We start from the raw sequence: 20,366 nt of genomic DNA, 5'->3' as shown, positions 1-20,366 counted from the left end.
CACGGGGTCCAGAGGGAGCGGCCCGGCCGCTCTGAAATTGGGTGGCACCACGAAGCGAACCAGACGCTCTCGTCCCAATCACGGGATGAGAGCGTTTTTCCGCTTTCTTGAAAGAAAGCTTGGCAAAGAACTTTGTGCGAAACTTCGTTTCTCCGCCCCACTACTATAGCCTTCCCCCTGGGGGGAAGGTGCCCCAGTGCGCACACTGGGGCGGATGAGGGGGCGATAATGGAGCGGTTTCGTTCCTCGCAGGGGGATTTCGCCGCCTGCGGGCGGCGGGAGGGTTTCGCCCTGCGGGGCGAGTTTCTTTCCCAGCGATGGGAAAGAAACCAAAGGATCGCCGGGGGACGGCTCCAGAGGAGCACCGTTCCGGTGCTCCTAGTCGCCTTTCCCCGGACCCCATTTACGGGGGCTACCCCTTCGGCTTGGCAGAAAATTTCCGGCGCGCAAAATCAGGAGTGCTTGAGTGCAATTCCTTCCGGCCCCACTGGGGGCCTTAGCCTGCAAAATTTAAAACATTTGCGGTTCAAGATCTGCGCCTGGCTCTGCCGAACTAACGCTCCCGGTGCGTTTCCCCCGTAGGGGCGACCCTTGCGGTCGCCCAAAAGCCTTCCCCTTTAGGGGAAGGTGCCCCCGAAGGGGGCGGATGAGGTGAGCGGCCAAAGGCCGCCCGCCCAAGCCTTCCCCCTACAAGGGGGAAGGTGTCACGCGAAGCGTGACGGATGAGGGTGATTCCTTGTCATGCACCTTCTCCCCTCTTTCCACACCCTCCCCCTCAGCGGTGGAAAACTTCCCTCTCCCCCAGCACCTCCAGCATCAGACGCGCCCCCAGCCGGAACCCCCGGGCAAACCACACCGGCTGGTCCGACTGCCCGATCTCCATGGACGCGCTCCAGATGCTGTCAAACTCCGCCGGACTGGCCGCCAGCTCCTCCAAACGCTTGGCCCAGGGAGCCGCCAGGTCTATGGCCTCCTTTTGTTCCGGCGACATAGTGCCCTCGTGTTGTTGTTCCAATAGATTGAATAGATCCGATAGAGCAGATTTCATAGTTATCACCCATTCGTAGTTTTAAAAACCACTTATAGTATAGTAGTTTTATATACTACTTGTCAAGAGCTTTTGGAGGTCCTATGGCTGATTTTTCCGAACGCATCCGGGAACTTCGTACAAAAAATAACATATCCCAAGAGGCGTTAGGCGCCGTAATCGGTGTAAAAAAATACGCCATCTATTCCTATGAAAAGGGCCGCGCCAGCCCGGAAATGAAAGGCTTGATTGGCCTGGCAGATTATTTTGGGGTATCCATTGACTATTTAGTCGGCCGCACCGACAACCCGGAAATCAACCGGTAGGCGGGCGGCCCAGTGTGCCGCCCCTACGGCGTATCCAGATGCCCGATCAAAATGCGTAGGGACCGGTCCCAGACCGGCCCGTGGGCGGCCTTTAGCCGCTCACCTCATCCGCCCCCTTCGGGGGCACCTTCCCCTAAAGGGGAAGGCTTCTGAAATGGCATCCCACTGCCTTCCCCTTTAGGGGAAGGTGGCTGGCCGAAGGCCAGACGGATGAGGTATCCCGTATTCTGGCCCGGTACCGTTGGTTCGGCAAACCCAGGCGCGGCGGCGGAACCGCACCCGTCCTAATTTTTGCAAACCCAGGGCCCAGTGGCCCGAGAGGAAACACAAACCGCCACTCAGATTTTGCGCGCCGAAAAATCTCTGCCTGACCCAAGGGGTAACCCCCGTAATGGGGGTCCGGGGAAAGGCGACTATGAGCACGAAGTGCTCATCCGGAGCCGTCCCCGGTGGCGTTTTGGTTACTTTGCCGCCATGGGCAAAGGAACTCGCCGCCCGCAGGCGGCGAAATTCCCCTGCGAAAAGAGCCATCCAGCGGCCCGATGAGGGCATCGGGCCCTACAAAAAAGCGTTCTATCATCGCCCCCTCATCCACCCCCTTCGGGGGCACCTGTCCCTATCCCCTCTGTCGCTGCGCGACATCTCCCCTTGACAAGGGGAGTCGGCCCCCAGGGGGAAGGCTTATTAGGAGGGCAGGCGGAAAAAATGTAGTCCAAACCTTTACTTGTCAACAACCAAAAAAGGAGACAATACAATGAGCAAAGTACAACCCCGCACCCTGTCCGGCTTTATGGAGCTCCTCCCGGCCCGGCAGGCGCAATTCGACCGCATGGTGGAGATTCTCCGCCGCACCTACTCTCTGTACGGCTTCACCCCCTTGGACACCCCCCTCATCGAGGCCAGCGAGGTTTTATTGGCCAAGGGGGGCGGCGAGACGGAGAAGCAGATCTACCGCTTCATGAAGGGCGACACCGACCTGTCCCTGCGCTTTGACCTGACGGTGCCTCTGGCCAAGTACGTGGCCCAGAACTACGGCCACCTCACCTTCCCCTTCCGCCGCTTCCAGATCGGCAAGGTCTACCGGGGAGAGCGGGCCCAGCGGGGCCGGTTCCGGGAGTTCTATCAGGCGGACATCGACGTGATCGGCGACGGCAAGCTGGACATCTCCAACGAGGCGGAGATCCCCTCCATCATCTACCGTGCCTTCACCGCCCTGGGCCTGAAGCGGTTCCAGATCCGGGTGAACAACCGGAAGATCCTCAACGGCTTCTACGCCATGCTGGGCCTCACCCAGCAGTCCGGGGAGATCATGCGCACCGTGGACAAGCTGGACAAGATCGGCGCGGCCAAGGTGAAGGAGCTGCTGGTGGAGGGCGGCGTCAGTGAGGACAGCGCCCAGGAGATCCTCCGCTTCATCGGCATCTCCGGAGGCAACCAGGCGGTGCTGGCCGCCCTGGAGACCTACCGGGGCCGGAACGAGGTCTTTGACACCGGCCTGGATGAGCTGACCACGGTAGTAAAATACCTGTCCGCCTTCGGCGTGCCCGAGACCCACTTCGCCGTGGATCTGACCATCGCCCGGGGCCTGGACTACTACACCGGCACCGTGTACGAGACCACCATGCTGGACCACCCGGAGATCGGCTCCATCTGTTCCGGCGGCCGGTATGATAACTTGGCGGAATATTACACTGATAAACAACTCCCCGGCGTTGGAATTTCCATCGGTCTGACCCGCCTGTTCTTTGTGCTGGAGGACCAGGGCTATCTGAACGACGGCCTGAACACCGCCCCCGCCGACGTGCTCCTCCTGCCCATGACCGAGGACCTGTCCCCTGCCATCGCCCTGGCCACCCAGCTGCGGGAGGCGGGCATCCGGGCTCAGATCCACGGCGAGCAGAAGAAGTTCAAGCAGAAGATCTCCTACGCCGACAAGCTCCACATCCCCTACGTCATCTTCCTGGGGGAGGACGAGATCTCTTCCGGTGTGGCCGCCGTCAAGGACCTGGCCACCGGCGAGCAAGTGAAGCTGTCCCCCGCCGAGGCCATCGCCCACATCCAGGCCGGCCTGGACAAGCTCAACCAGGGCGCGCCCATTCTGGACCGGGGAGAATAAGGCCATCCGTCACGCCGCAGGGGCGGCACACCTGGGCCGCCCGCCCTTTGGTTTGGATTTTCATTCGGAGGTCACGCCTATGGACACTCCTCCCCTCCCCCGCCGGAAAACCATCCGCCTGTAAAATTACGACTATTCCCAAAACGGTGCCTATTTCGTCACCATCTGCACGGCACAAAGGCAACCCATTCTGGGGAAACTCATTCCTCCAACGTCCAACGCCGTAGGGGCGGGTCCCAGACCCGCCCGGGTAGCGTTGTCGCCATTTGGTGAAATTGTGGCGCAGACATGGGATGATCTTCCTAACCACAATTCCGGTCTTTCTCTTGGCCCATTTATTATTATGCCTGACCATATCCACGGAATCCTAATCCTGGAGGGACGGGCGGGTCTGGGTCCCCTACGGCCATTCCAGAACTGGTGCGGCAATTAAAATCCTTTTCATCCCGCAAAATAAACAAAATCTCAAACGCACCCAAACATGCTATCTGGCAGCGCGGCTACTACGAGCACATCCTCCGCAATCAACAGGACTTTGACGAGGCCGCCGGGTATATCGCCGGAAATCCGGTCCGGCGGCTGGAACGGGAGGGATTTTTGTGAAGAAGAAAATCGCCATTGGGGCGGGCATTCTCACTGCCCTGCTGGCGGCCGGCGGTCTGTGGTACACCCGGCCCCGGACCTTCTGGGAGGCCGCCGGGCTGGACCCGGAGGCAGTCACCGGCGTGGCCGGAACTGTAATCGAGTACGGCTTTCAGAATGGGCGTCCCTACAGCCAAAGCCACCAGATGGAAAACCGCAGCCCTAGACAATCGGAATTTGACGCGCTGATGTCGCAGCTGGACAAGATGCAGTTCCGTGGCACCCTGCGCAACCTGCTGCCCCTGCCCTCCTCGTATTCCGTGGATAAAGCCGGGCTGTCCACTACCCTGATCCTGGCCGCGGGGGAGGATGGAGCCATTGTCGACAACGGCTCTCGAGGCAGTCTGCGTGTCTCCCCGCGTCAGGGCCGGGAGGCTGAGTTCTACCCCGCAGACCCCGCCGCCTGGGAACAGCTGGCGGATTGGCTCGCCGCCCATGCGGATCAGTCGCCGGAAACCGTCTTATCTTGACGGGATTTCAACAATACCGCCGGGTATATGGCCGGAAATCCGGTCCGGCGGCTGGAACGGGAGGGATTTTGGTGAAAAAGAAAATCGCCATTGGGGCGGGCATCCTCGCCGCCCTGCTGGTGGCCGGCGGCCTGTGGTACACCTGGCCTCAGAGTTTCTGGGCGGTCACCGGTCTTGATCCCAGCCGTATCTCCGGAGTCTCCGGCCATGGGATGGAGCTCTCCGTGGAGCACGGCCGCGCCCGGACCACATCCTGGACCATGGACCACCGCGGTCCTGGGGATGAGGACTACGAGGCGCTGATCGCGCTCTTGGAGCGCGGCAGCTACCGGGCCAAACTCAGCAATCTGACCGCCCCATTTTCCGACAGCCAGCCCGGCTCGGAGCAGTGGGTGACGCTGAACTTTGCCGTGGACGGCGAGCCCTTTCCCGTCCATATCCCAGTCCCCCAGACCATGACCATTCCCATCCCCGACTCCTACGGATCCTGGCAGTACGACGCCTCTGACTCCCAGCTTCAGGCGGAGGTGCTCCAATATTTGAAGGCGAATGGGGAACAATCCTAATACATTTCTCAATTTTTAAAATATATATTACAAAATGGAGTTGATTTTATGGACAATCTGAAGAACTTCCGCCGCACCAACTACTGCGGCGACCTGCGCCTGAGCGACGCGGGCAAGACCGTCTCCCTGTGCGGCTGGGTCCAGCGGCAGCGGGACCTGGGCGGGCTGATCTTTGTGGACCTGCGGGACCGCACGGGCCTCATTCAGCTCTCCTTCGACGACAGCACCAACAAGGAGATCTTCGAGAAGGCCTCCGGCCTGCGCTCTGAGTACGTCATCGCCGCCACCGGCCTGGTGCGGGAGCGGGAGAGCAAGACCAACAAGATCGCCACCGGCGACATCGAGGTGTACGTCACCGAGCTGCGCCTGCTGGCCCGCGCGGAGACCCCTCCCTTTGAGATCGTGGAGCACTCCAAGGCCAACGACATGCTGCGCCTGAAGTACCGCTATCTGGACCTGCGCCGCCCGGACATGCAGCACATGATCGCCACCCGCCACAAGGTGACCAAGGTGGCCCGGGACTACTTCGACGAGCAGGGCTTCTATGAGATCGAGACCCCCATGCTGACAAAATCCACCCCCGAGGGGGCCCGGGACTACCTGGTGCCCTCCCGCGTCCATCCGGGCAAGTTCTACGCCCTGCCCCAGTCCCCCCAGCAGTACAAGCAGCTGCTCATGCTCTCCGGCTTTGACCGCTATATGCAGATCGCCCGTTGCTTCCGGGATGAGGACCTGCGGGCCGACCGCCAGCCCGAGTTCACCCAGATTGACCTGGAGATGTCCTTCGTCAACGAGGACGACGTGATGGAGATCCAGGAGGGTTTTCTGCAGAGAGTTTTCAAGGAAGTGCTGGACGTGGACGTGCAGACCCCCTTCCTGCGCATGCCCTGGCGGGAGGCCATGGACCGCTTCGGCTCCGACAAGCCCGACCTGCGCTTCGGCTTTGAGCTCAAGGACATCAGCGACATCGTGAAGGACTGCGGCTTCTCCGTGTTCTCCAGCGCGGTCCAGGGCGGCGGCTCCGTGCGCCTCATCAACGTGGACGGCCACGCCGCCGACTTCCCCCGGAAGAAAATCGACAAGCTGGCCGAGTTCGTCAAGACCTACAAGGCCAAGGGCCTGGCCTGGACCCGCCTCCACGACGGGCAGGTGACCTCCTCCTATCAGAAGTTCCTCACCGAGGAGGAGAACAAAGCGATCCTGGAGCGGGCCAACGCCAAGGACGGGGACCTGGTCCTCATCGTGGGCGACGTAAAGGACGAGGTGGTCTTTGCCGCCCTGGGCGCTCTGCGGTGCGAGTGCGCCAAGCAGCTGGGCATCCTGGACCCCAAGGACTTCCGCTTCCTGTGGGTGACGGAATTCCCCATGTTCGAGTACAGCGAGGAGGAGGGCCGGTACGTGGCCATGCACCACCCCTTCACCGCCCCCATGGACGAGGACATCGACAAGCTGGAGACCGACAAGAAGAACTGCCGGGCCAAGGCCTATGACATTGTCCTCAACGGCACCGAGCTGGGCGGCGGCTCCATCCGCATCTCCGTCCCCGAGACTCAGGAGGCCATGTTCCGGGCTCTGGGCTTCACCGACGAGGAGGCCATGGAGCGCTTCGGCCACCTGATCAACGCCTTCAAGTTCGGCGCGCCCCCCCACGGCGGCCTGGCCTACGGCCTGGACCGGCTGTGCATGCTCATGGCCGGGGCCGACTCCATCCGGGACGTGATCGCCTTCCCCAAGGTGCAGAACGCCTCCGAGCCCATGACCAACTGCCCCGACTTCGTGGATGATAAGCAGCTGGATGAGCTGAGCTTGGCTGTTACCCGGAGAGAGGAAGCCTCGGACGAGGAGTAATCTCTTTTCCGCTTTTCGCAAATTCAATCCCCGCTGTTCTTTCCCTGGAACAGCGGGGATTTTTTCTTTTTTGGGTGTTTCACCGCCTTTTTTGCCTGTAGGGGCGGGTGTCCTCACCCGCCCGCCGTTTCCCTGAGCCGAGCTTGAGCCCCACCCACTCAAAAGGCGCGCTTTCCACCGATAGAAGAAACACCCAAAGGTTACCGGCCCCTCAGCGGCAGCGGTAATAGAAGGGAAACCAGTCGACTGAACCACCCGCGCCTTTGCGTTAACGAATCAGCCTGCCTAATTGGCGCTCCCGTAAAATGGGGGTCTGGGGGAATTCAGCATGGCGAACGAAGTTCGCCCCTGTGAATTCCCCCGGCGTCTTTTGGTTCCTTTTCCACGTGGAAAAGGAACTCGCCCCGCAGGGCGAAATCCTCTGCGCCGATCAAGGAGGCACTCTATGATCATCCCCTCATCCGGCCCCTTCGGGGCCACCTTCCCCCCAGGGGGAAGGCTTAAGAAGAAGGCGGCGAACCCCCGCTTATCCCCAAAAATCTCCGCTGCACGCTTAAAAATACCTGGAATGGCAGAAAATGAGAGGAAAACTTCCCAAAAAAATTGACACCATGCACACAAAGTGGTATACTTCCATAAACTAAGAAAAACACAGTTTGATTTTGGCGTGGAGAACCTCTCCACGCTGTTTTTCCCAGGAGGCATTTATGAAAAAACTGATGATTTTTTTGCTGTGCTTTCTGCTGACCGGGTGCGCCGCACCCCAGGCTGGAGGTTCGGAGAGCTCCGGGTCCTCCGGCTCCGCCCCCTCCGGCTCGGTCTCCTCCCCCCAGGCGGGGGACGCGTCCTCTCAGACGCCCGCCCCGGACGCCTCCCAGGAGGGGAGCTCCTCAGCCTCTGAGGAGCCCGCCGGGTCCTCCTCTCCGTCCGGCTCCTCCTCCAGCTCCTCCGGCACGGGATCGGACCCCCTCCCCCAGAACAAGGACCAGATCATCCAGGAGCTGGTGTCCGCCATGTCGGTGGAGGAGAAGGTGGGACAGATGTTCTTCGTCCGCTGCCCCGAGACCGACCAGGCGGCCAAGGTGTCCCAGTACAAGCTGGGGGGCTATATCCTCTTTGGCCGGGACTTCAAGGATAAGACCGCCCAGCAGGTGCGGGACGAGATCGCCTCCTATCAGGCGTCCTCCGGCATCCCCATGCTCATCGGCACCGATGAGGAGGGGGGCACGGTGGTCCGGGCCAGCAGCAACCCCAACCTGTTTCCCAGCCGGGAGCCCTCCCCCCAGGTGCTGTACGCCCAGGGCGGGCTGGACGCCATTCTCCAGGACGCCCGGCAGAAGAGCGTCACCCTGCTGGACCTGGGGGTCAACGTGAACTTCGCCCCGGTGGCCGACGTGTCCACCGACCCCGCCGACTTTATCTATGAGCGCGCCCTGGGCCAGGACGCCCAGACCACCGCCGACTATGTGGCCCAGGTGGTGACCGCCATGGGCCAGGAGCGCATCGGCTCGGTGCTGAAGCATTTCCCGGGCTATGGAAACAACCAGGACACCCACACCGGCGTGGCCGTGGATGAGCGGCCCTATGAGACCTTTGAGACCTCCGACTTCCTCCCCTTCCAGGCGGGCATTCAGGCGGGGGCGGACGCGGTGCTGGTGAGCCACAACATCGTCACCTCCATGGATGAGAGCCTGCCCGCCTCCCTCTCCCCCGCCGTCCACCAGATCCTGCGGGACACTCTGGGCTTTGACGGGGTCATCCTCACCGACGACCTGGCTATGGACGCCGTGGCCCAGTATGCCCAGGACGGCTCGGCGGCCGTGCTGGCCGTCCAGGCGGGCAACGACATGGTTCTCACCACCGACTTTGAGACCCAGATCCCCCAGGTCATCGCCGCCGTGGAGGACGGGACCATCCCCATGGAGCAGATCGACCAGTCGGTGGCCCGGGTCCTCTCCTGGAAGTACGACCTCGGCCTGTTGGGCTATTAAACCACGCGCGCGGTCCGGGAACCTCTCCGGCCGCGCGTTTTTCTTTTCTGAATGGAGCTTTTTCTCCCAAACTATTTCCACACTTCCGCCCCCGGATGTGGAAAAAACTATGGCCTTGGAGGTTTTCCCATGACCCCTCTGTGTGATATTCTGAAAAATTACGCCGCCCGGAACCCCGCCCGCTTCCACATGCCGGGCCACAAGGGCGGCCCCCTCCCCCTGCCGGAGCTGTCCGACGCGGCCCGGCTGGATGTAACCGAGATCCCCGGCACCGGCAACCTGTATCTGGCCGGGGAGCCCTTCGACTCCGCTCAAAAACCGTGGGCGGAGCGCTTCGGCTTTGACCACTGTCAGTTCCTCACCGGCGGGTCCACCATGGGCATTCACACCGGCCTGTCCCTCCTGTGCGCCCCCGGGGATCAAATTTTGGTGGACCGGAACTGTCACCGGGCGGTATTCAACGCCATGGCCCTGCTGGATCTGGAGCCGGTGTACCTGGAGCGGCCCTGGCTGGAGCGGGAGAACCTCATCGGCCCCATCACCCCGGAGCAGGTGGAGATTTCCCTGAAAAACCACCCAAATGTCAAAACGATTTGTATTACTTCCCCTACATATGCCGGAGTGTTGTCTGATATTGGGGCCATCTCCCGCGTTGTCCACGCCCACGGGGGCAGGCTGTTTGTGGACGGGGCCCACGGGGCCCACCTGCCCTTCCTGGGGCTGACCCCCTTTGCGGGGGCGGACGGGGTGGTGGTCAGCGCCCACAAGACCCTCCCCGCCCTGGGTCAGGCCGCCCTGCTGTTCACCAACGGCATGGACCCGGACCGGGTGCGGCGGATGGCCTCGGTGTTCGGCACCTCCAGCCCCTCCTACCCCATCCTGGCCAGCATGGATGCCGCCCGGGCCTGGCTGGAGGAGGACGGGGCCCGGGCCTACCGGCAGACCGCCCTCCGGGTGGCCCAGCTGCGCAGCAGGTTCCCCTCCCTGGCCGGGGACCTGTCCCTGGACCCCGCCCGGCTCACCCTGAACGTCCAGGACGGCCCCTCCTTCGCCCGCTCCCTGGAGGAGCAGAACATTTTTCCCGAGATGGAGGACGGGGGCCACGTGGTGTTCATCTGCACCTCCCAGGACCTGGAGGAGAACTTCGACCGCCTGGAGCGGGCCCTGGAGGGCATGGAGGACCGGATGGGGCCCTGTCCCCCCCTCCCCTCCCCTCCCCTGCCGGAGCGGGCGTGCTCCCTGCGGGAGGCCCTCTTTGCCCCCACCCAGCTGGTCCCCCTGTACCAAAGCGCCGGGCGGGTCTCGGCGGCCCAGATCGCGCCCTATCCCCCCGGCGTGCCCGTGGTGGCCCCCGGGGAGCGGATTTCCGAAAAAGAACTGGCCTATTTCCGGAAGATAGGGTATAATAGTACAGATATCCCTGTGATTGTATCCCGGGACGGGGAGGTTTGACTTTTAGGGGCGGGGGTTTCGCCGCTCCGGCGGTGAGTAGGGTTCCGCCCTGCGGGGCGGGTTCCTTTCTGCACGGGCAGAAAGGAACCAAAGAACCGCCAGGGGTGGGCGCAGAGGGACAGGACCGGCTGCGCCGCTCCTGCCCCAATGATGCCCACCCCTGGACCCCGTTTTACGAGAGCGCCAATTAGGCAGCCTTGTCAGTCAACGCAAAGGCGCGGGTGGTTCAGCTGACTGGTTTCCCTTCTATTTCCGCTGCCGCTGAGGGTCGGGTAACCTTTGGGCGGTGCTTCTCCTGGTGGGGAGCGCGCCTTTGTGGTGGTGGGGCTCAAGTGCGGCTCAGGGGAACGGCGGGCGGGTGAGGGCACCCGCCCCTACACGGATACAGGAACGGACCCATTTTTCTCGTAGGGGCCGGTCCCAGACCGGCCGCGGGCGGCCTTTGGCCGCTCACCTCATCCGTCACGCTTCGCGTGACACCTTCCCCTAAAGGGGAAGGCAGGGGGATGGGCCTTCCAAAGCCTTCCCCTTTAGGGGAAGGTGCTCCCGAAGGGGGCGGATGAGGTATCCCGTGTTTCGAACCAGGCATGTTGGCTCGGCAACCCCAGGCGCGGTTGTGGAATCGCACCAACTCCAATTTTCCAAAAACTCAGGGCCCAGTGGCCCGGAAGAAATCGCAGAAAGTCATTCAGATTTTGCGCGCCGGAAATTTTTTGCCTGGCTCAAGGGGTAACTCCCGTAATAGGGGTCCGGGGAAAGCAGTCCTATGGACCTAGGCGGAGCGAAGCGGAGCCGTAGTCCATCGGCTGCGTCCCCGGTGGCGTTTTGCCTACTTTGCCGCCATGGGCAAAGTAGGTCGCCGCCCGCAGGCGGCGAAATCCCCCGCGTACAACGGACGCAGTCCGAACCCTGCCCCCTCATCCGTCACGGCTTCGCCGTGCCACCTTCCCCCCAGGGGGAAGGCTTAAAAAGAAACGAACCACAGTAAAGTGAGGAACCCCCTATGGAACTCTCCCCCCTGGCGGGCAACCGCACTCTGAAAACCCAGCTCTCCCAGCAGGAGGAGGGGCGGGGGCTGTCCCACGCCTACATTCTCTCCGGCCCCGCCGGCTCGGGCAAGCACACCCTGGCCCGGCTTCTGTGCGGAGCCATGCTGTGCACCGCCTCGGTGGAGCGGCGGCCCTGCGGCCATTGCGGCCCGTGCAAAAAGGTGTTCTCTGGCATCCACCCGGACGTGGCGGTAATCTCCGGCCCCGCCCAGGGGAAGCCCATCACGGTGGACCAGGTGCGGCAGCTGCGCGCCGACGCCTACATCCGCCCCAACGAGGGGGAGCGGAAGGTCTATCTGCTGGAGGGGGCCGACCGGATGAACGCCAGCGCCCAGAACGCCATGCTCAAGCTGCTGGAGGAGGGCCCGGCCTACGCCGCCTTCCTGCTGCTGGCGGAGAACGGCGGCGGGGTGCTCCAGACGGTGCGCTCCCGGTGCGAGGAGCTCTCCCTCACCCCCGTGCCCCCCGGGGAGGCGGAGGAGTGGCTGAGGGCCCGCTTCCCGGACCGGTCCGAGGCGGACCTGCGCCGGGCGGTCCAGGAGGCCCAGGGCATTCTGGGCCGGGCGGTCTCCCTGCTGGAGGGGGACGGCGGACAGGCCCAGGAGCGCCGCGCCCAGGCGGACGCCCTGGTCCGGGCCCTGGAGGGGACCGACGAGCTGGCCCTGTTTGAGGCCAGCCTGCTGCTGGAGAAGGCCCCCAAGGAGGAGCTGCCCCAACTGCTGGATCAGCTCTACCTCCAGCTGGGGGAGCGGCTGGCGGTGAGCGGGGAGAAATCCCGCCTGCTGAAGGCGGCCGCCCTGGTGCGGAAGCTGCGGGGGGCGGCGGAGCTCAACGCCAACCCGGGCCAGCTCTCCGGCTGGCTGTGCGCGGGCATGTTTTTGGAGAATGAAAAAGGCAGAATGCAGAATGCAGAATGATGGTGTCCCGGCGGAGCCGGGACAATCAATCCCCGCCTTCGGCGGGATACTTCTGTTGGAGGCGGGAAAGAAAAAGAGGAGATTCTATCTCCTATCTTCTATCTCCTATCTCCTAACTTCACATAAGGAGGAACTATGGTCGAGATCATCAGCGTCCGCTTCAAGGAAGGCGGAAAGCATTACTATTTCAACCCCAATGGGGCCCAGTTTCAGCCCGGTGAGGGGGTCATTGTAGAGACCACCCGGGGCACTGAGTTCGGCGAGTGCGTCCAGGGGAACACCCCCATCGACGAGATGGAGCTCACCGCCCCCCTGCGCCCGGTGCTCCGCCGGGCCACCCCGGAGGACGAGCTCACCCGGGAGAAGAACAAGGAGAAGGAGGCCAAGGCCCTGGAGATCTGCCAGCAGAAGATCCTGGAGCACGGCCTGGAGATGAAGCTGGTGGACGCGGAGTGGAGCTTTGAGGGAAACAAGGTCCTCTTCTTTTTCACCGCCGAGGGCCGGGTGGACTTCCGGGCCCTGGTGAAGGACCTGGCCAGCGCCATCCACGCCCGCATCGAGCTGCGCCAGATCGGCGTCCGGGACGAGGCCAAGATGCTGGGCGGCCTGGGCATCTGCGGGCGGCCCTTCTGCTGCTCCCAGTTCCTGGACGAGTTCCAGCCCGTGTCTATCAAGATGGCCAAGACCCAGAACCTGTCCCTGAACCCCACCAAGATCTCCGGCACCTGCGGGCGGCTCATGTGCTGCCTGAAGTACGAGCAGGAGGCCTATGAGGATCTGGTAAAGACCTCCCCCAAGCCCGAGTCCTTTGTGGAGACCCCCGACGGGGCGGGTACCGTGTCCTCGGTGAACCTGCTGCGGCAGACGGTGCAGGTGCGGCTGGACTCCGCCCCGGAGACCCCCAAATGCTACCACAACTGCGAGCTGTGCGTCATCCGCAACGGCAAGGGCAAGCGGCCCGAGGGCTATGTGGAGCCCCCCCTGGAGGAGCTGGCCAAGCTGCGCAAGCCCCAGGAGCCGGAGGAGACCCCCGACCTGAAGGGGTCGGCCTCCCCCCTGGCCGCCGCCCTGGAGGCGGTGTTCAACGGGGAGACCCCCCAGTACGAGGGGGTGGGCGGACCGGCCCAGGAGGCCCCCAGGAGCCGGGACCGCCGCCGCTCCCGAAACCGCCGGGGCGGCCGCTCCCACGGGGAGGGCGAGGGCCGGGAGGCCGCCCAGAGCCGGGAATCCGCCCCGGCCAAGGAGAAGAAGCCCCCCCGGGCGGACAAGCCCAGGGAGGTCCGGGAGCGCCCCGCCGGAGAGGCCAAGCCTCCCCGGGAGGGGGGCGAGAAGCGCAGCTCCCGTCCCCACCGCCGCCGCCGCCCCAGAGGCGGAGGGGGCGGCAAGCCCCAGAGCGGCGGGGAGTCCTGAGCACCCCTTCGGCGGCTGAGCCCTCTCTCTTGGGCTCAGCCGCCTTTTCCCCATTGGGAAAACCATATCGCCCCATTCGGAATTTCAAATTGGACAAGTCCCGGCCCCGGTGGTAGGATAGGGACACAGCCCCTCCTCCCCTCTCCCCTGGCGGGGGGAGCGGGGACCGGAAGCTGGGAAAGGAGAGAATTACAATGGACGGATTTTTCAGCGCCCTCTCCGCCTCTCTGGTGCTGCTGATGCTCATGTCGGTGGGCTACTTTATGGGGCGGCTGGGCTGGATGACTGCGGCGGAGAAGCGGTTTCTGAGCAAGTTCATCGTCAACATCGCGGTGCCCTGCAACTGCATCACCGGACTGCTGAACAACCTGGACCACGACAGCCTGCTCCAGGCGGGGCTGATGGTGGCCTCGGCCATGGTGGGGGTGGCGGTGACCCTGGCCCTCTGCCTGCTGCTGGCCAAGCTGCTCCGCCTGCCCCGGGAGCGGTGGGGGGTGTTCGTGGCCATGGCCGCCTTCTCCAACACCCTGTTCATCGGCCTGCCCGTGTCCACCCAGCTCTTCGGGGACGTGTGCGTCCCATATGTGATGATGTACTACTTAGCCAACACCCTGTTCGTCCAGTCCGCCGGCATCCTGCTCATCGAGCGCTCCGGCACCCGGGCGGGAAAAAAGACCACCGTGGGCGGCTTCTTCAAGGACGTCTTTACCAAGCCCCCCATTCTGGCAGTGCTCTTCACCGTGCTGCTGCTGGTGCTGGACCTGCGGCTACCCGGCCCCATTATGACCTGGGCGGGGTACATCAGCCAGTCGGTCTCCCCCATGGCCCTCATCTACTGCGGGTACATCGTGTTCGAACTGGGGCTGAAAAACCTGCGGCCCATGAAAGGTCTGCCCGCCATGATCCTCATGCGGCTGGGGGTGGCTCCGGTGATCTGCTGGTTCTTCTGCCACCTGTTCGGCATGAGCGGCCTGCCTCTCAGCGTCTTTGTGGTGGAGAGCGCCCTGCCGGTGGTCAGCCAGGTGCCCGTGCTGGCGGGGGCCTACGGGGCGGACGACCAGTACGCCGCCACCGGCGCGGTGCTGTCCACCCTGTGCAGCTTTGTGAGCATTCCCATTTTGATGCTGATACTGGGATAAAAACAGACGGCCGAAAGGCCGTCTATTTTTTTGCCTCAAATTCCCCGCTCAACTCCTGGGCCATGTGGATAAAATCTGTAATCACACTCCACTGGTGGGGCTGCTTCAAATATCCGAAGTGGATCATATGGCGGGCCTCCTCCCCCAGGTGGATGAGCTCCAGCTGGGCCTCCTGCTGAGGCGTAAGGGAGGGACGGATCATATTCTGGGGCGCAAAGCAGGCCCCCATTCCAGATACGGCCAGAACCAGCTCAGACCGGACCGTTGTATGGTGTACCTCAATTTTTGGAATCGGTACGATACCCCACCGGCGTAGCAGATCATAGCCAAAAATTCCATTGCTCTCCTGCTGGGCAGCCAGGATAAACGGACAATCTCGGAGGGGAGACAGATCCCCTGATTGCAGCCGAGCGAAGTCAGCCATTCCAGGCGTTATTCCCAGACGGTTCAAAAGCACCTTAGATACCACCAGGACATACTCCTCCTGATAAAAGTCCTCCGTCTGGACTGCGGGCGGCACCACAGGCAGGGGGGCGATTGCCAGGTCAATCTCTCCGTTTTCCAGAAGGGCACTGAGATTAGTGTTGATCTCTCCCACCAGCCGGATGGCAATGTTGGGGTACTCCTGCTGAAAGCGGATCAGCAGCGGAGGAATCACAATATCCCCCCGGGTATAGTTAATCCCGATGCGCAGCAATCCCCGCTGATTTTCGGTAATGTCCTGAAACTCCCGCTCCAGGGAGTTCACCCGCCGCTGCAGGTCCAGGGCGTACTCCAGAAACACCTCCCCGGCGTAGGTCAGCTCCAGGGGGATGCTCCGCACCAGCAGCTTGGTCCCCAGCTCCCCCTCCAGCTTGGCGATGTGGGCGCTGAGGGTCTGCTGGGTGATGTGCAGCCGCTCCGCCGCCCGGGAAAAGCTCCGCTCCCGGGCCACCATGACAAAGTAGTCCATGCTGGAAAAATTCATCCTGGTCCCCCCTCTTCTTTTGCCGCGGTCCTCCGCTTCCCACCTGGCCCACTCCGGACGCCGGAATGTTTTCCACAAAACAGGCTTCGGATGTGGAATCCGCCCCTCCCGGACGCTCCATACCGAGCTCCTCCAGGCGGAGCGCTCCACGGCCGCTCCTTCAAAGGTACAAATTTTAGCTGTATTATATACCAGATTTAACAGTTTTACAAATGTATTTTCCCCTGCTATACTGAAGGCACAGCAGGAGGAAAACTCCCCCGGCTCCATCGATGGAAGATCATCTGAGCACCCCTCAGAGACGCGGCGCGGCGTTCCTATGGAAGTTCTCTGCCTGAGCAATCCAAACAGGAGGGATTCAGTATGAAACGCGAAATTATCCCCGGCCGCTTCATCCTTTTGATTTTGGCGGCATTTCTGGCGATTATGGTCCTGCCCATCGTCCTTGCCTCCCTGGCCGGACAGCTGGACCTGCCGGTGGAGCAGAGCTGCGCCTCTAACGCCCAGGAGCTGACCATCACCCCCAAGGCGGACTGGAGCATCGTCTCCGTCCTTCCCCAGGAGGACGGACTTCTGGCCCCGGAGATGACAGGGGGGGGCGTGACGGTCCCCCTGGCTGGACTCCCCGCGGGGGAGGCTGAGACCCTCCAGCTCCTGTGCCGGAGCCAGGACGGCGGACCGGCGGAGGAGACCCAGGTGACTTTCCAGCTTCTCCCTCAGAGTGACGGAACCCTTACGCTCCGTGCCTACCCGGAGAAGGCCGACCTTCTGAATGTAAACTTCTGCTATGAATACTCCCCATCCGCCTGAACTTCCCATCAGGCCAAGATCCGACATACACAACGCACAGCGCCGTGGGCATTCCCCACGGCGCTGTGCGTTGTGTGCATTCGATTCCACTCGTGGCGGGCTGCCGCCCCCTCGGACTCTCCCCTACACCCGAGAAAATTTTTCCAGTCCCCTGAAAATCCCGCGTTTCCAGTTGCAATTTTCGGAAATTTTGATAAACTAAAAAGTGGACCATTGGAGAAAGAGGGAACCTGTTATGTCCATTCAAGAGCACGTCAATCAGGTAAAGGCCAACATTGCCGCCGCGGCCCAGGCCGCCGGCCGGGACCCGGATGAGATCACCCTGTGCGCCGCCACCAAGGTGCAGACCGACGACACCATCCGGGCGGCCATCGCCGCCGGGATCACCGTGTGCGGCGAGAACCGGGTGCAGGAGCTCACCGCCCACCTGGCTGCGGACGCCTACCGGGGGGCCCAGGTCCACTTCATCGGCCATTTGCAGACCAACAAGGTGAAGCAGGTGGTGGGCAAGGTGGATCTCATCCACTCGGTGGATTCGGAGCGGCTGCTCCGGGCCATCGACGCCCAGGCCGCCAAACAGGACCTGGTTCAGGATATTCTGCTGGAGGTCAACATCGCCGGAGAGGAGAGCAAGGGCGGCTGCACCCCGGAGGAGGCCCGTCAGCTGGCCCAGCTGACCCGGGAGCTGGAGCACGTCCGCCTGCGGGGCCTGATGGCAATTCCACCCATCTCCCCGGAACCTGGGGCCAACCGCCCGTTTTTTGCCGCTATGCGACAGCTTTTTGTTGACATAAAGGCAAATATGGGGGATAATCAATGTAATATGGATTGCCTGTCCATGGGCATGAGCGGCGACTATCCGGACGCCATCGCCGAGGGCGCCACCCTGGTCCGGGTGGGCACCGCCCTGTTCGGCCCCCGGCCTCCCATGCACAAGGGATAAGACCGGCAGACCGAGATTGATTTACATCCAGAGGAAAGAGGGTTTTACCATGGGTTTTTTGGACGAGTTTAAGCGGCTGGCCCACCCCTACGAGGACGAAGACGACGAGGAGTTCGAGGACGACTACGAGCCCTCTCCCCGTCCGGTGGAGCGCCGGGAACGGGAGCGGAGCGTCCGAAGCGAGCCCTCCTACACCAGCCCCGCTATGGACGAGCTGGAGGCCCGCCGGAGCAATAAAGTGGTGAACATCCGGGCGGCCACCCAGCTCCAGGTGGTGCTGGTGAAGCCGGAGCGCTTTGAGAACGCCAGCGAGATCGCCGACCACCTGCGGGAAAAGCGCACCGTGGTGCTCAACCTGGAGTCCACCAACAAGGAGATCGCCCGCCGCCTGCTGGACTTCCTGTCCGGCGTGGCCTACGCCAATGAGGGCAAGATCAAAAAGGTAGCCATCTCCACTTACATCATCACCCCCTACAACGTGGACATCCTGGGGGACTTGATTGACGAGCTGGAGAACAACGGGCTGTACTTCTAAGTTCCCCGCTCACTTTCCACAATCCAGGGATGAACTGTGGAAAACCGCGCCCCTGTCTGCCTCATAAAAGCTGAGGCGGCCCAGGTGTGCCGCCCCTGCGGTTTAAACGGACCGTTCTCATAACCGGGAGCGTTCCCCTCATCCGCCCCATCCCCCAGGGGAAGGCTCGGGCGGGTGAGGACACCCGCCCCTACGGAACATACAAAAGACTTTCCGGGGAATGCCGTAGGGGCCGACGACCTCGGCGGCCCGCGGGCGCACACTGTGCGCCCCTACAGTGGAAAACGGCCCCGGGACGTTGGTTCGGAGACGGCAGGCGCGGCAGTGGAAACGCATCATTTGAAATTTTTCACCAAATCAGGCCCCCAGTGGGGCCGGACGGAACCGCGCTCAAGCACTCCTGATTTTGCGCGCCGGAAATTCTCTGCCTGCCCCAAGGGATAACCCCCGTAATGGGGTCCGGGGGTAAGCGGTCCTATGGACCTAGGCAGAGCGCTAGCGGAGCCGTAGTCCATCGGCCGCGTCCCCCGGCGGCGTTTTGGTGACTTTGCCGCCGTGGGCAAAGTCACTCGCCGCCCGCAGGCGGCGAAACTCCCTGAGCGGCATCATATAAAGGGGCGGCGGGGGCAAGCCCCCGCCCTACAGGATTCTTCCGACGACACCTATTCCTTGGACCCCCCCTCATCCGGCCCCTTCGGGGCCACCTTCCCCCAAGGGGGAAGGCTTAAAATGGGCAGGCAGCGAAACTCCCCTGCACAAATCAGAACCCACAGCGCCTCCGGGCGCTTTTTTAGGAGGTAATGAACCATGCTCACTCCCCAGGAAGTATCCGAGCGCGCCTTCCCCAAGGCGTCTTTCGGCGGGTATAATATGGCCCAGGTGGACGAATTCCTGGACGTGCTCACCGAGGATTACAGCGCCCTCTACAGCGAAAACGCCGTCTTGAAGAGCAAGATGAAGGTGCTGGTGGAGAAGGTGGAGGAGTACCGCTCCACCGAGGAGGCCATGCGCAAGGCCCTGATGGCCGCCCAGCGGATGGCGGACGACCTGGTGAAGGAGGCCGAGCAGAAGCGCGCCCAGATCCTTGAGGAGGCGGAGGCGGAGGCCGGCCGGAAGGTAGAGGCCATCCGCCAGGAGGAGGAGGCCGAGCGCTTCCGCCTGGAGTCCGCCCAGAAGGAGACCGCCTCCTATGTGGCCCAGGTGCGCGCGCTCCACGCCAAGGCGGCGGAGTACCTGGATCAGCTGGACCAGCTGACCCCCACCCCCTCCCCCGCGGAGAACCAGGAGGAGAAGGTGGAGGAGACCGTCTCCGACATCGACGACAGCGTCCAGCGCCTGGTGGCCCAGGCCATGGCCGAGGCGGCCGCCGAGAACGAGAAGGCCCGCCAGGCAGAGGCCGCCCAGGAGGGCGAGAACCAGAATTCTCCTAAGGACGACGACGAGGAGGAGGACCTGAGCGACACCACCCGCATCGACTTCGGGGAGCTTCAGTTCGGCCGGGACTACGAGATCAAATAATCGGGATATAAAGCTAAGACAGCCGCCAGCGTCACTGGCGGCTGTCTCGTTGTTTTTATTTAAATTTCCGGCTTTCCGCCACCGCCAGTTCATCACAGCGGTTGTTATAAGGATTACTGGCGTGGCCCTTGACCCAGTGGAGATTGACCGTGTGGTACTCGCACAGCTCCAGAAGGCGGGCCCACAGGTCCGGGTTGAGGGCGGGCTTCTTGTCCCTCTTCACCCAGCCCCGGGCCCTCCAGCCCTTGGCCCAGCCCTTCTCCAGGGCGTCGATGACGTACTTGCTGTCCGAGTACAGCTCCACCGCGCAGGGCTCCTTCAGGGCCTCCAGGGCGGTGATCACCCCGGTGAGCTCCATGCGGTTGTTGGTGGTCTGGGCCTCTCCCCCGGAGAGCTCCTTCTTGTGGGGGCCGTACATCAAAATCGCCCCCCAGCCCCCAGGGCCGGGGTTGCCCGAACAGGCCCCGTCGGTGTAGATGGTTACTGTTTTCACATTGTTCTCCTGATAAAGCAGATTCTGTCCCGCCCCCTCATCCGCCCCCTTCGGGGGCACCTTCCCCCCATGCCGATTTACAATGCAAGTGCAACAGTAAATAAAAAGAGTGACTCAAAGAGGAAAAGCCAGTAAAATGGTAGTTGC

The 20,366-nt window shown here is 62.7% G+C and carries 16 protein-coding genes and 1 pseudogene; 14 read left to right on the top strand and 3 right to left on the bottom strand.

Going from position 1 to position 20,366, the window contains the following annotated elements; translation table 11 throughout:
• Nucleotides 1-775: 775 nt before the first annotated feature.
• Complete coding sequence (locus tag H6B31_RS09335) at nt 776-1,048, bottom strand: DUF6809 family protein (RefSeq protein WP_346014061.1); 273 nt, start codon at nt 1,046-1,048, stop codon at nt 776-778.
• Between the two features lie 83 nt (nt 1,049-1,131).
• Between H6B31_RS09335 and H6B31_RS09330 the strand changes: the two genes are divergently transcribed.
• The 10 genes and pseudogenes from H6B31_RS09330 to H6B31_RS09280 all read left to right on the top strand — a co-directional run bounded on the left by H6B31_RS09330 (nt 1,132) and on the right by H6B31_RS09280 (nt 14,953).
• Complete coding sequence (locus H6B31_RS09330; protein WP_087292562.1) at nt 1,132-1,353, top strand: helix-turn-helix domain-containing protein; 222 nt, start codon at nt 1,132-1,134, stop codon at nt 1,351-1,353.
• 754 nt (nt 1,354-2,107) lie between these two features.
• Nucleotides 2,108-3,469, top strand: coding sequence for a histidine--tRNA ligase (hisS, locus tag H6B31_RS09325; protein ID WP_204898264.1), 1,362 nt, complete (start codon nt 2,108-2,110; stop codon nt 3,467-3,469).
• Between the two features lie 599 nt (nt 3,470-4,068).
• Nucleotides 4,069-4,581, top strand: a complete 513-nt coding sequence (locus H6B31_RS09315) for a hypothetical protein (RefSeq protein WP_204898262.1) — start codon at nt 4,069-4,071, stop codon at nt 4,579-4,581.
• 71 nt (nt 4,582-4,652) lie between these two features.
• Entirely contained in the window at nt 4,653-5,147 is a 495-nt protein-coding gene (locus H6B31_RS09310) for a hypothetical protein (RefSeq protein WP_204898261.1), read from the top strand.
• 48 nt (nt 5,148-5,195) lie between these two features.
• Nucleotides 5,196-6,995: an aspartate--tRNA ligase gene (aspS, locus tag H6B31_RS09305; protein ID WP_204898260.1), complete on the top strand. Its 1,800-nt coding sequence runs from the start codon at nt 5,196-5,198 to the stop codon at nt 6,993-6,995.
• Between the two features lie 707 nt (nt 6,996-7,702).
• Nucleotides 7,703-8,986 (top strand): glycoside hydrolase family 3 protein, encoded by a 1,284-nt coding sequence (locus tag H6B31_RS09300; RefSeq protein WP_243418962.1) that lies wholly within the window; start codon nt 7,703-7,705, stop codon nt 8,984-8,986.
• A gap of 129 nt (nt 8,987-9,115) precedes the next feature.
• On the top strand, nt 9,116-10,438 hold the full coding sequence (locus tag H6B31_RS09295) for an aminotransferase class I/II-fold pyridoxal phosphate-dependent enzyme (RefSeq protein ID WP_204898259.1): 1,323 nt from the start codon (nt 9,116-9,118) through the stop codon (nt 10,436-10,438).
• A gap of 1,003 nt (nt 10,439-11,441) precedes the next feature.
• Nucleotides 11,442-12,404 (top strand): DNA polymerase III subunit, encoded by a 963-nt coding sequence (locus H6B31_RS09290; protein ID WP_204898258.1) that lies wholly within the window; start codon nt 11,442-11,444, stop codon nt 12,402-12,404.
• Nucleotides 12,405-12,539: 135 nt separating this feature from the next.
• Nucleotides 12,540-13,322 (top strand): annotated as a pseudogene (locus H6B31_RS17810) (PSP1 domain-containing protein); the annotation flags it as partial.
• 686 nt (nt 13,323-14,008) lie between these two features.
• On the top strand, nt 14,009-14,953 hold the full coding sequence (locus H6B31_RS09280) for an AEC family transporter (protein ID WP_204898256.1): 945 nt from the start codon (nt 14,009-14,011) through the stop codon (nt 14,951-14,953).
• A 22-nt stretch (nt 14,954-14,975) separates the two neighbouring features.
• On the opposite strand, the gene H6B31_RS09275 is transcribed toward H6B31_RS09280, so the two are convergent.
• A complete protein-coding gene (locus H6B31_RS09275; protein WP_204898255.1) occupies nt 14,976-15,920 on the bottom strand; it encodes a LysR family transcriptional regulator in 945 nt (314 codons plus the stop codon).
• A 363-nt stretch (nt 15,921-16,283) separates the two neighbouring features.
• Between H6B31_RS09275 and H6B31_RS09270 the strand changes: the two genes are divergently transcribed.
• The 4 genes from H6B31_RS09270 to H6B31_RS09255 all read left to right on the top strand — a co-directional run bounded on the left by H6B31_RS09270 (nt 16,284) and on the right by H6B31_RS09255 (nt 19,726).
• Nucleotides 16,284-16,730, top strand: a complete 447-nt coding sequence (locus H6B31_RS09270; RefSeq protein WP_204898254.1) for a hypothetical protein — start codon at nt 16,284-16,286, stop codon at nt 16,728-16,730.
• A 235-nt stretch (nt 16,731-16,965) separates the two neighbouring features.
• On the top strand, nt 16,966-17,673 hold the full coding sequence (locus H6B31_RS09265) for a YggS family pyridoxal phosphate-dependent enzyme (RefSeq protein ID WP_204898253.1): 708 nt from the start codon (nt 16,966-16,968) through the stop codon (nt 17,671-17,673).
• Between the two features lie 49 nt (nt 17,674-17,722).
• Nucleotides 17,723-18,208 (top strand): cell division protein SepF, encoded by a 486-nt coding sequence (locus tag H6B31_RS09260; RefSeq protein ID WP_204898252.1) that lies wholly within the window; start codon nt 17,723-17,725, stop codon nt 18,206-18,208.
• 807 nt (nt 18,209-19,015) lie between these two features.
• Entirely contained in the window at nt 19,016-19,726 is a 711-nt protein-coding gene (locus H6B31_RS09255) for a DivIVA domain-containing protein (RefSeq protein WP_204898251.1), read from the top strand.
• Between the two features lie 55 nt (nt 19,727-19,781).
• Here H6B31_RS09255 and rnhA read toward each other — a convergent pair whose 3' ends face one another.
• Nucleotides 19,782-20,219, bottom strand: coding sequence for a ribonuclease HI (rnhA, locus tag H6B31_RS09250; RefSeq protein WP_204898250.1), 438 nt, complete (start codon nt 20,217-20,219; stop codon nt 19,782-19,784).
• Between the last annotated feature and the right edge of the window lie 147 nt (nt 20,220-20,366).

The organism is Pseudoflavonifractor capillosus (assembly GCF_016899775.1).
GTDB lineage: Bacteria > Bacillota > Clostridia > Oscillospirales > Oscillospiraceae > Lawsonibacter.
The sequence above is the reverse complement of the archived record's forward strand: the minus strand, read 5'-3'. Positions and strand labels throughout refer to the sequence as shown.